The organism is Halocatena marina, from assembly GCF_023276375.1.
Classification (GTDB): Archaea; Halobacteriota; Halobacteria; order Halobacteriales; family Haloarculaceae; genus Halocatena; species Halocatena marina.
Genome location: NZ_JALLPK010000001.1, coordinates 3,479,536 through 3,491,385 on the forward strand (window position 1 = coordinate 3,479,536; position 11,850 = coordinate 3,491,385).

The 11,850-nt window shown below is 56.6% G+C and carries 7 protein-coding genes; 4 read left to right on the forward strand and 3 right to left on the reverse strand.

Annotated elements, in window-relative coordinates; translation table 11 throughout:
- Positions 1 to 85: 85 nt before the first annotated feature.
- The 3 genes from MW898_RS16455 to MW898_RS16465 all read right to left on the reverse strand — a co-directional run bounded on the left by MW898_RS16455 (position 86) and on the right by MW898_RS16465 (position 5,001).
- Entirely contained in the window at positions 86 to 853 is a 768-nt protein-coding gene (locus MW898_RS16455; protein ID WP_248908845.1) for an alpha/beta fold hydrolase, read from the reverse strand.
- 59 nt (positions 854 to 912) lie between these two features.
- Positions 913 to 3,753, reverse strand: coding sequence for an alanine--tRNA ligase (gene alaS, locus MW898_RS16460; RefSeq protein WP_248909790.1), 2,841 nt, complete (start codon positions 3,751 to 3,753; stop codon positions 913 to 915).
- 282 nt (positions 3,754 to 4,035) lie between these two features.
- Positions 4,036 to 5,001, reverse strand: coding sequence for a replication factor C small subunit (locus tag MW898_RS16465; protein WP_248908846.1), 966 nt, complete (start codon positions 4,999 to 5,001; stop codon positions 4,036 to 4,038).
- A gap of 214 nt (positions 5,002 to 5,215) precedes the next feature.
- Here MW898_RS16465 and gatB point away from each other — a divergent pair, with 214 nt between their 5' ends.
- The 4 genes from gatB to MW898_RS16485 all read left to right on the forward strand — a co-directional run bounded on the left by gatB (position 5,216) and on the right by MW898_RS16485 (position 11,792).
- On the forward strand, positions 5,216 to 6,697 hold the full coding sequence (gene gatB, locus MW898_RS16470) for an Asp-tRNA(Asn)/Glu-tRNA(Gln) amidotransferase subunit GatB (RefSeq protein ID WP_248908847.1): 1,482 nt from the start codon (positions 5,216 to 5,218) through the stop codon (positions 6,695 to 6,697).
- A 67-nt stretch (positions 6,698 to 6,764) separates the two neighbouring features.
- On the forward strand, positions 6,765 to 7,373 hold the full coding sequence (locus MW898_RS16475; RefSeq protein ID WP_248908848.1) for an ArsR/SmtB family transcription factor: 609 nt from the start codon (positions 6,765 to 6,767) through the stop codon (positions 7,371 to 7,373).
- 89 nt (positions 7,374 to 7,462) lie between these two features.
- On the forward strand, positions 7,463 to 9,118 hold the full coding sequence (locus MW898_RS16480; protein WP_248908849.1) for a S8 family serine peptidase: 1,656 nt from the start codon (positions 7,463 to 7,465) through the stop codon (positions 9,116 to 9,118).
- A gap of 196 nt (positions 9,119 to 9,314) precedes the next feature.
- Entirely contained in the window at positions 9,315 to 11,792 is a 2,478-nt protein-coding gene (locus MW898_RS16485; RefSeq protein WP_248908850.1) for a DNA topoisomerase I, read from the forward strand.
- Positions 11,793 to 11,850 lie beyond the last annotated feature (58 nt).

An 11,850-nucleotide genomic window follows, 5' to 3' on the forward strand; every position in this document is an offset into this window, starting at 1 on the left:
TGTTTACTGTCGCATAATTGTGTGTAATCTACCCGATCCAGATCGAGTCAGTAGAGCGGCCGAGCGACACAGTTGAATCGTGTCGTCACTCGTTCGTACTCTCGATCGATTCGAGAAATCCCAAAATCATGTCGTTCGCGTGTTTTGAGGCTTCGATGAACGCGAGATGTCGTCCGGTGAGCGTTTCGAACCGTCCGCTCGGGAGTGAATCCGCCAGCTCGTTGCCCGCTTGCATCGGTATCAGCGGATCGTCGCTCCCGTGGAGGACCAGTGCTGGAATCGTGATCTCGTACGGTTTCTCGCATTCGAACGCACGCATCGCGCTGGCCTGTGCCTCTCGTGCGTTCGCGCTGGCGTCTTCATCCCGTCGCCAGTCGAGTATTCCCTCGATAATCTCTCGCTCTTCGAGGAACGCATCGCTGAAACAGGGTTCGAGTGACTCCGGTCTCATCTCCCCCATCTGTTCGAGAATACTGCCAGCAACCCGATCGCCGTTCAACGCTGTCCCCATGAGCGTCAGACTCCGGGCGCGGTTGTACTCACTGGCGTACGCGAGCGCGACCATTCCGCCGAACCCTGCACCGACGAGATGCACGCGCCGTGCGCCGTGATCGGAGAGGACAGCTTCGACAGCCGCTGCACATGTCTCGACGCTGTCCGACGCCGACTGCGTATCCGAGCGCCCCGTTCCGCGTGGATCGAACACCACCGTTTCGAATGGACCACAGAGGGATGCATACTGCCACCCCCACAGCCACGCACCGTACCCTATATCGTTCACAAACGCCACTGTCGGGCCAGTGCCGTCGGTTTCGTAGTAAATCGAATCGTCTTCGACAGAAGTGAATGGCATGAGTAACACGTACAGATACCGATTGACAACGGTTTCGACGCGTACTGGGACGCGTCAGCTTAGTCGTTTAGTTTCTCTTTGAGAATCTCGGGAGCCGCTGCCAGCGCATCATCGAGCGCCGACACGTCGGGACCACCCCCCTGAGCGAAGTCCGGTGGTCCGCCCCCACCGCCACCGACGCGGGACGCGAGTTCACTCACCACTTCGCCAGCGTTGATAGCGACGCTCTCGGGAACTGCGACGACGAACTGAGCACTTTCTTGACCACTCGCAAGCACCGCGAGCGTGTCGTCTTCGACGATTGCGGTCGCCGTTGCCCGGAGCTCTTCCTCATCGCCATCGAGACGTTGCACCACCGCAGTTGTCCCATCGCTGTCGACGTCGATCGTCTCATCCGAACCAGCTTGTGCGCGAATCTCGGCGAGTTGCTCTTTCAATGAATCGATCTGTTTTCCCCGCTCTTTCCACTCCTCGAAAAACCGCTCTGCGGTCTCGGGGACATCACGCGGCGATACGTCGAGCACCTCCGCGGTGGAAAACAGCGCGCTTTCCGTGCGTTGTGTCGTTTCGACAGCCGCATCGCCTGCAGCGAAAACGATTCGTTCGACACCGTCTTGGACGCGCTCGGTCGAGATGATCTTGATACAGCCGATATCACCAGTCCGTCCGACGTGCGTCCCTGCACAGGCTTGCACGTCGTCAGCGACGTGAATCAAGCGAATGTCGGTGCCGGGTGGGATACCGCCTTGATAGATGTCGAAGCCGTACTGCTCTTCGGCCACGTGACGGTCGGGCCACTCCTGAACGACGGGTGTGTTGTCTCGAACGATTTGGTTCGCGATGCGCTCGATGCGGTGTCTCTCGTCCCGAGAGATCCGTTCGTAGTGCGTCACATCGAGCCGAGAGCTGTCAGTGCCTTTCTGTGCACCGGCTTGCCGGATGTGATCGCCGAGTGCTTTTCGCGTGGCGTGACCGATGATGTGCGTTGCCGTGTGGTGGGCCATCAGCCGTTGTCGGCGTATCGTGTCGATCTGTCCTCGGATGAACTCGCCTTTCCCTGGGTCTTCGGTGGTATGATGGAGAATGACGCCGTCCTGTCGTTGCACGTCCTGAACGTCGACGGTTACGTCATCTGTGCTGAGGGTGCCTCTGTCGGCAGGTTGTCCACCCCCTTCGGGATAGAACATCGTCTGATCGAGCACCACGTCGTACCCATCGTCCCCTTCGCGCTCTATGACATCGAGAACGATCGCTTCGAACTCCATCCGATCCTGATCATCGTAGTACAGCTGATCGGTCGCGGGGAGTTCAGCGATGTGGCCGTCATCGCTTTGTTTTTCGACCTGCCCATCTTCTGCGTCTCCCGTTTCTGCTGTGCTCTCGTCGCTTTCAGCGGTCGGTTCTGTGGCGCTGTCTTCGCTGTGGCGTGCAGCAACGAGCGAGAAGAAGTCATCTGGAATCTCGACCGTTGCACCGTGTTCTTCTGCAATCTCAGCGACCATATCCGGCTGGATTCCGTGCGAATCGTACAACTCGATCAGTTCCTCGGTTGAGAGTGGTTCGTCCCGTTCTGCGTACTCATCAGCGAGTTGTCTCACTCGCCGCCCACCTCGATCGAGAGTGTCGCGGTATTTTTCGAGTTCCGTTTGGATGATATCCCGGATCGTGTCGCGGTTCGTGTATCCGAGCCGCTTTGCTTGCATATCGACGAGTTCAGCGAGCGGCGCGTCGACACCGACGGTGTCAGCGAGTCGCTTCGTCCGCCGGAGGACCATGCGAACGAGATAGCCCGAATCGACGTTGCTCGGAACAATGCCGTCACCAAGCATGTACGCCAGCGTCCGCGAGTGATCCGCGATAGCGTACATCTCTTCGAGTGGCTCCATCAGCGAACGGAGCCGTTCGACGTCGACACCGAGTTCATCAGCAATGTTTGCGCGGGCGCTTTCCATATCCTCTGCCTCGTCGATATCGAGGTTCCCAGCGAGCGTCGCCGCGCGGTGGACGAGGGCTTCTTCTTCGTCAGTCAGCTCGATCGCAGCGTTCTCCTTCAAGAACGCTATCATCTCGGGGTAGACGGCCTCGTAGACAGTGGGTGTCCCTTGGCTGACCCATACCCAGCGCTCCAGTCCGTATCCGGTATCGACGATGTAGGTGTCCATCTTCGAGTACCGGTTTCCGTCTTTCATCTCGTACTCGCCGTCCGGGTCCTGTTCCATCGACATGAAGACGAGCGTCGCAAGCTCGACGCCACGATAGACGACTTCGATAGCCGGACCGGCGTTGCCGCCGCCGACCCACGGATCTTCGATGTAGGTGATCTCCTCCAGATTGGCACCCATCGATTCGAAGAACTCATCGCAGTACTGGACGGTCTGGTCTTTCCAGTAGACTTCGCCGTGGTAGGCATAGCCTTCGGCGTCTTCCCGGGTGTTGAACGCGTGATGGGCCATCATCTCGAACGCCATCGTGTGGCGGCCCGTTTTACCGACGTTCTGGATGTCGTTCATCCGGATGGATGGTTGGCTAATACACAACGGATTCGCGGGTGGGGGAGCCTGCCCGCTCGTCACGAGCGGCTGAAAATCGTAGATAGACGCTTGCGTGAGTAGTACATCGTCCCGCCAGCGGCTGGCTGCGACAGGGTACGGATCGATTCGATCGTGGCCGTGCTCTTCGAAGAACGAAAGAAATGCCTCGCGCATCGATTTGAGCGTGTAGGACTCATCGAATCCGGGGTTGCCGATGAAATCGTACTGCCCGCACGGCGGTTCGCCACAGGTTTCGCGTGTCTCGTCGCGGGTCCAGAAGTGTGTGCCACAAGAGTCACACTCCTTTCGGGTGAACCCCTCCTGCTCGAAATAATCGAGCCGATATTCCTCCTCGTCGAGTTCACTCATCGCGTACCACTTGGCTGACCGCCGGGTAAAACCCTTCCGAACACCGGTATCTGACGGGTGTTCACCACTCATTGGCCGTTTTCACTACAGAGCAATCCCGACTACCGGACTTAGTGACTATCATCAATCCTGATATCGATCTTGTGGGCGGAAAAGAACCATATTATTAGTTACTATTGGTGATAGTCTTTCCAGAGATAGGTCTCATGTTTTGAAAATTTTCAACCACTGCCTTTCACACTCCCATGCAGAGTCTTCGGTCGCTCATCCGCGGTGTGCTGATCACTCTTCGAGTGCAAGCCCTGCGAGGAGCGCCTCCAACTGTACTTGTTCGTTTGCACCCACCGTGAGGCGGTAGTCTGTCTCTCCGATACGGTCCATCACGTACACAGCTTCGCGGTCCGAAAGATCGTACTCCCACACCGATCGGTGGAGCTGATCGATGATGTCTCCGCCCGCGATACCTTCTTCGGTGAGCAGCGTATCGAGTATCGAGCGCGCGGCCGTGAAGTCGCCGTCGAGCGCGAGCTGCACCATCTTCTTGATCTCCTCGGGGCGAGCGGTGCTCGTAACTGCGTAGACGGTCTCTTCGTCAACGGTTCCATCAAGTGTGCCTGCTGCTTGGAGATCGTTGATGGCTTTTCGCATGTCTCCTGCTGCAGAGTAGACGAGGGCGTCCATTCCATCCTCGACGATGTCGATTCCCTCATTCGTGGCGATTCGATCGATCTGTTCGGCAACGGCCTCGTCGGACAGTGGTGAAAAGCGAAACACGGTACACCGGGACTGAATCGGGTCGATGATTTTACTCGAGTAGTTGCACGAAAGGATGAAGCGAGTGTTGTGCGAAAACTGCTCCATCGTCCGGCGGAGCGCACTTTGTGCATCAGACGTCAACGCGTCTGCTTCGTCGAGAAAGATGATTCGATAGTTGTAGCCTCCAAAACTCGATCGGGCAAAGCTCTTGATGCGATCGCGCACTACGTCGATTCCCCGCTCGTCGGACGCGTTCAGTTCGAGGAAGTTCTCACGCCATTCCTCACCGTAGATCTCTTTGGCGATACTGACGCTCGTGGCCGTCTTTCCAACCCCGGGTGGACCAGCAAACAGCAGGTGTGGGAGGTCGTTTTTCTCGATGTAGCTTTCGATCCGGCTGGTGATCTGCTCGTGGCCGAGGACTTCATCGAGCGACTGTGGGCGATATTTTTCGATCCAGACCTCTCGCCCCGGCGCTTGTGATTCGCTCATACTCGAATCCAGACAGCGTCGTTACTTAACTGGATTGCAGTGCGCTACGTTCTGTCTGCTGAGCTGACAACGGACGACTGTCGGACTGTGCGAGGTCGGACCGTGAGTTCTTGCGTGTGCGTTTGACATCGGTTCAATACGAATGCGATTGCGCTCGGTAGCTCCGAACAGCCTCCCGATAGTCTTTAGCGCACGCGGCCGGTTGCACCAGTTAATGACTGCACAGGCGACTCGGACGCACGACCTCGCGGCTGTCATCGGGCTCGAGGTGCACGTGCAGCTAGAAACCGAGACGAAGATTTTCTGTGGCTGTTCGACCGACGTCGCTGACGACGAGCCGAATACACACACCTGTCCCGTCTGTCTTGGACTTCCCGGCGCGTTGCCGGTTGTGAACGAGCAGGCGGTCGAGACCGCCGTCAAGGTCGGTAAAGCCATCGATGCCACTATTCCCGAAGAAACGCGCTTTCACCGGAAGAACTACTACTATCCGGATCTCCCGAAGAACTTCCAGATCACTCAGTACGATGAACCCATCTGTCAGGAGGGAAGCCTCGAGCTCTCTGTCGAGGGAAACCGCCGAGTAATTGGAATCGAGCGCGCTCACCTCGAAGAAGATCCCGGCAGTCTGAAACACGAAGGAGGAAGCATCGACCGCGCGGAGTATACGATGATCGATTACAACCGTGCCGGGATGCCGCTGATGGAGATCGTCACCCGACCGGACTTCCGCGGGCCAAAGGAAGCCAGAGCGTTCCTCGCAAAGCTGGAAGAAGTTCTTGAATATCTCGACGTGTTCGATGCAGAACGCGATGGCTCGCTGCGCGTCGATGCCAATATCTCGATGGTTTCTGCGAACGAGGTCGACGACGACGGCACGATCGACGAGGAAACCCTGCAAGCTGCCAACCGGACTGAGGTGAAAAACATTTCTAGTCACAAGGGCGCACAGAAGGCGCTTGCCTACGAGATCACTCGCCAACGAAACGCGATTCAGCGCGGACGAGCGATCGAACAAGAGACTCGCCACTGGGACGAGAGCCGTGGCGTAACGGTCTCGATGCGCTCGAAGGAGGCCGAGAAGGACTACCGGTATTTCCGAGAGGCCGATCTCCCGCCGCTTCGCGTTTCGTCGTGGAAAGAGAACATCGAGATCCCCGAACTTCCCGATGCTCGTCGTGAGCGCTTCCGGAACGAGTACAATCTGGGCAGTGAGGCCGCATCGAAACTGACCTCCACAAAACAGATCGCGGACTTCTACGAATCACTCACCGACGAGTTCGATCCTAACACCGCCGCAACGTGGGTCGCAGACATCCTCCTTGGAGAGCTGAACTACCGCGACATGCGCCTCGATGCGATCGACCGTGATGAGTTTTCTCGCCTTATTACGCTCGTCGAGAACGACGAAATCACCATGAAAAACGCGACGGAAGTCGTTCTACGGACGATGCTCGATGACGGACGACCGCCGGATGCAGTCGTCGAAAGCGAAGGGCTCGGAAAAACCGCTGGGGATGAAGTGGCAAGTGCTGTTCGAGACGCAATCGAAGATAATCCAGAGGCAGTCGATGACTATTACAATGGTGAAGACGGAGCACTCAACTATCTCGTTGGACAGGTAATGGCCGGAACAGGCGGGAGCGCAGACCCACAGACGGTGAACGAACTGCTCAGAACCGAATTAAACGACTGAGTTTGATGTGTAATGAGCGGAAATACTTACCGCAAGTATTTGTATTTGCAGATATTATCGGACGATAATGTCTGGGCTGTTGCCGACTGGCACCAGAGCTAGTTCGGAGCAGGACGGTGAACCTAAAGCATTGTGGCTAGACAGTGATGATACCGGTGAACTGCTGTCGTCGCTCTCGTCCGAGACCGCCCGTGCCGTTCTTACGGAACTTCATGACGAACCCGGAACCGCCTCTGAGATCGCTTCTCGCGTCGATACGTCGCTGCAAAACGCCCGTCATCATCTCTCGAATCTCGAACAGGCGGGAGTCATCCGTATCGCCGATACGCGGTACTCGGAGAAAGGTCGTGAGATGAGTGTCTACGCACCGAGTGAAGAGCCGCTCGTGGTGTTCGTTGGCCGTAAAGAGCGAAAGCACACCTTTCTCGATTCGCTCCGTGGACTGGTGTCCGTCATCGGTGCTCTCGGTCTCGTGAGTCTGCTTGTCCAGTGGCTCGTCACGCCGACTGTCAACCAAAACGTGTCAGGACAGCTGCCACGTGTTGGCGACGCGTTGGGGAATAGTGGTGCCACACCGCTTGGAGCTCCCCCCGGAATGATTTTCTTCGCTGGAGGACTCCTTGTACTCCTCTTCATACTAGTATTGCAACATCAACATCTACTAGATATCGAGTGAGTGACAAACAAGCAACGGACGGTGGACGGTGAGCGAGCGATTGAGATTGAGATTGAGTCTGAGGTTAAAATGAGTAATTTCCGGAACTGATGAACAGAAACGGTGCAATCACTGTATGTTTGGTCGCGGTACTCATCTTCTCCTCACTCTCGCTCTCTTTCTCTTCGGATTCGTTCATGAACGCCGACGACAGCACCAATGACGATTCGTCAGCTGAGGCGATTGAGGCTTTGAAACGCCACATCGATCGTCAGCCGTACGAACCTCCACCGTCAGTAAACCGGGAGGTCGAGATCGTCGTCCCGGTTCAGAACGACACAGATATTCCCAGAGATTCGAACGGGTTCAACGTCGAACGCATCTACACCGACGAAGGCCAACGGTTCGTGCGTGGGTCGATCCAGATGTCGGATGTTCGTTCTCTCCTCCAAGATCAACGCATGAAACGGGTTCGTATCACGAGTAATTATTCGGTGTCTGACGATCGCGTTGCAAGCGGCGTCAACCAGATCAACGCAGATACTCTTCAGAAGAGAGGTATTACCGGCGAGAACGTCACTGTTGGAATTATCGACAGCGATTTCTGGATCAGTCACCCGTCTATCGCCCGACAAGTCAGTGCGTATTATTCGTTCGGCCCTGCTAGTGATTGGCAGCACGGTACGGCGGTGGCAAGTGGTGTAACTGACACCGCTCCAGACGCAAACCTGCATCTCGCTTCTGTTGGGCCAACGACGACGCCAGAGGAGTACGCGTCCGCCGTCGAGTGGCTCGAACAGTCTGGTGCTGATGTCATCGTCGACGCAGGGAGCTACTACACACAGCCCGGCGACGGAACCGGGGAAATCGCTCACGTTGCGACAAACGTCTCTTCTGAGACCGTGTTTGTCACCTCTGTTGGAAACCACGCTCAGCGCTACTGGGCAGGGAATCACTCCTCAGACGAATGGATCGCCTTTCACAACGGATCACAGGCCAATCCACTGAACAACGGTGATCCGTTGAGCGGCAAGGTGCAGTTGACGCTCCGATGGGGGAGCTGGTCGAACGCATCGGCCGAGTACGACCTCTATCTCTTCCGAGTGCAACCGGGCGAGGATGCCGTTGTGGCACGGACCACTGGTAATGAGGAAGAACCAATCGAACACCTCACGACGACTGTTCAACGGGGCCAATACTACGTCTCGATTCGGAGTGAAACCGATCCGAATGAGATAAACACGAATACAAACGCAACTGCAACTTCCGATCATCCGACTATCGAACTGTTTTCCAACCACGATCTGCGGTATCAATCCATCGGCGGGAAGGCCCCGCCGGCGAATGCCCCGAACGTGCTCGCTGTTGGAGCGAGTGACGACGGCGCTGTCGAATCCTTCAGCGCACGTGGTCCCGATATCGTTGCTCCTGATTCGGTACTCGTTGAAGGCGCTACGGTAGAGGGTGGGACCTCCTTTTCGACGCCGTATGTCGCCGGTACTGCAGCCCTACTTCTCTCTGAGAATCCTGACATGACTGCCGAAAAGGTTCGAATGTTGCTCTTGTTGAGCGCCGACGATATTGGAGTGAAGGGAACCGATTCCCGTTCCGGATTTGGACGAGTGAACGCCAGCAGAGCCGCCGAACTGATGAACAAAACGAGTGGCGGGCAGTTTACGTCTCCGTCGCTCGATGAACTGCACGGCCCACAAGTGGGACGTTCTCCTGTTGTCGCTAGCAGACGAGCTCTTCCCGGCGATTTGTAACAGCAACGGTCCTGAATCCGCCAATCGACTAGATCTGCTCAGCTCCCGAGATGGAGCTGTGGCACTTCACATTCTCTAAATGAAAGACATTCTCATGCACAATCCGGCTTCCGTCCTGCATTCTCCTGTATATCTGTTGCCGAAAGCGTTAGGTTGAGAGTCGGCCTAGCTTGAACACAACGAGGGAACTACTGTAGTGGAGCTGATTATCACCGAGAAGGATAACGCTGCTCGACGTATTGCAGACATACTGAGCGACGGCAGCGCGACAGCTGACCGCCGCAACGGTGTGAACGTCTATTCGTGGGGCGGTCGCCGCTGTATCGGTCTTTCTGGACACGTCGTAGGCATCGACTTTCCATCTGAATATTCTGACTGGCGAGATGTTCGGCCGGCCGAACTCGTCGGTGCGGAGGTCGTAAAGACCGAGACACGAGAGAATATCGTTGCGGCGCTTCGTTCGCTTGCACGGAAAGCAGAGCGTGCGATTATCGCCACTGATTACGACCGAGAGGGTGAGCTCATCGGGAAGGAAGCGTACGAACTCATTAATGAGGAAATCGACGGCCCAATCCGTCGGGTTCGATTCTCCTCGATTACCGACCGCGAGGTCAACACGGCGTTTTCGACCCCCGAAGAGATCGATTTCGATCTTGCAGCCGCGGGCGAAGCCCGGCAAATCATCGATCTGCTGTGGGGTGCATCGCTCACCCGATTCCTTTCGCTGTCTGCGAAGCAGCTCGGCAATGACTTCATCAGTGTCGGGCGAGTGCAGTCCCCGACGCTCAAACTCATCGTTGACCGCGAGCGAGAGATCGAAGCATTTGACCCCGAAGATTACTGGGAGCTGTTCGCCGTTCTCGCACAGGAAGACGAGCGCTTCGAAGCGCAGTATTTCTACCACGAAGACAACAACGAACAAGAGCGTGTTTGGGACGAAGACACCGCAGCGCAGGTGTACGAGCGACTGTCGGATGCTGGACGGGCGCGTGTCGAATCCGTTCAGCGACGCACCCGTACCGACGACCCACCGACACCGTTCAACACCACACAGTACATTCGCGCGGCCGGTTCGATCGGATTCTCTGCTCAACGGGCGATGAGCATCGCTGAAGATCTCTATACAGCTGGCTACATCACCTATCCGAGGACTGACAACACCGTCTATCCCGACGATCTCGACCAACGGGCGTTACTCGAAACGTTCGCCGAGCATCCGAGTTACGGCGATGACGCACAGTCACTGCTCGAACTGGACGATCTCGAACCCACCGCGGGCGAGAATGAGACAACCGACCACCCACCGATTCATCCAACAGGCGAGTTCCCGTCTGAACTGGACGACGACGAATGGAAGGTGTACGAACTCGTCGTCCGGCGCTTTTTCGCAACGGTGGCCGAACCGGCAACGTGGGCACATCTCAAGGTCGTGGCCGAAGCGAATGAGTCTCTCCTGAAAGCGAACGGAAAACGGCTTGTCGAGCCAGGGTATCACGATGTTTATCCCTACGTTTCGACCAGTGAAAACTACGTTCCCGAAGTAGCGAAAGGAGACGACCTCGATTTAAGCGATGCTCAACTGGAAGCAAAACAGACCCAACCCCCCCGCAGACGCGGGCAGTCGAGGCTCATCGAAGAGATGGAAAAGCGAGGTCTCGGAACAAAAAGCACCAGACACAATACACTTCAAAAACTGTACAATAGAGGGTACATCGAGGGTGATCCGCCGCGGCCAACGACGCTTGCCAAGGGTGTCGTGAAGGCTGGCGAGGAGTTTGCAGATCTCATCGTGAGTGAGGAGATGACCGCAGCGCTAGAGCGGGACATGACTGCCATTGCAAATGGTGATGCAACGCTCAATGAGGTGACTGACGAATCTCGTGACGTGTTACAGCGTGTGTTCGAGGAATTACACGGCTCGCACGAGGCGATTGGTCGGCACCTTCGAGCAGCACTGAAAGCAGACAAGGCGCTGGGTCCGTGTCCAATCTGTGGTGAGACGCTTCTCGTTCGTCGGTCTCGTCACGGATCGTACTTCGTCGGCTGTGATGGCTATCCCGACTGTACGTACACGCTTCCGCTGCCGAGTAAGGGTGAGCCCCTCGTCCTCGATGACGCGTGTGAGGAACACGATCTTCATCACGTAAAGATGCTCGCAGGTCGGGATACGTTCGTTCACGGATGCCCCCAATGTTCGGCTGATGAGGCCGATGCAACCGAAGATCGGAGTATCGGTGTCTGCCCCGACTGTGGTGCAGACCACGGTGGTGAACTCGCTATCAAGCAACTCCGTTCCGGTTCGCGTCTCGTTGGCTGCACGCGCTATCCGGAATGTACGTACTCGCTTCCGCTCCCTCGCCGTGGTGACATCGTGATCACTGATTCGGTGTGTGATGAACACGACCTTCCGTATCTCGAAGTCCACGACGGAGACAGTGAACCGTGGGAGCTTGGCTGCCCGATCTGTAACTACGAGGAGTACCAGGAGAAACACGCTGTCTCTGCTATCGAAGACATCGATGGGATCGGACAGAAAACTGCAGAGAAACTCGAATCAGCAGGCATCGATTCACTCACAGATCTTCGTGATGCCGATGCCGACGATGTGGCGAGCGAAGTGACGGGTGTGAGCGCCGATCGGATCCGTGAGTGGCAGGCACAAGTGACGGTGTGAGCGGCCGCGCCGTGACTCACCGGTGACGTAGCGTGAGGAAGCCAGCTCGCTTTTATCG

What these genes read in the sequence shown, in the direction of transcription:
- MW898_RS16475 (WP_248908848.1), top strand. Translation starts at nt 6,765, where the DNA reads ATGTCTGGGCTGTTGCCGACTGGCACCAGAGCTAGTTCGGAGCAGGAC.
- MW898_RS16465 (WP_248908846.1), bottom strand. Translation starts at nt 5,001, where the DNA reads ATGAGCGAATCACAAGCGCCGGGGCGAGAGGTCTGGATCGAAAAATAT.
- gatB (WP_248908847.1), top strand. Translation starts at nt 5,216, where the DNA reads ATGACTGCACAGGCGACTCGGACGCACGACCTCGCGGCTGTCATCGGG.
- MW898_RS16480 (WP_248908849.1), top strand. Translation starts at nt 7,463, where the DNA reads ATGAACAGAAACGGTGCAATCACTGTATGTTTGGTCGCGGTACTCATC.
- MW898_RS16455 (WP_248908845.1), bottom strand. Translation starts at nt 853, where the DNA reads ATGCCATTCACTTCTGTCGAAGACGATTCGATTTACTACGAAACCGAC.
- alaS (WP_248909790.1), bottom strand. Translation starts at nt 3,753, where the DNA reads ATGAGTGAACTCGACGAGGAGGAATATCGGCTCGATTATTTCGAGCAG.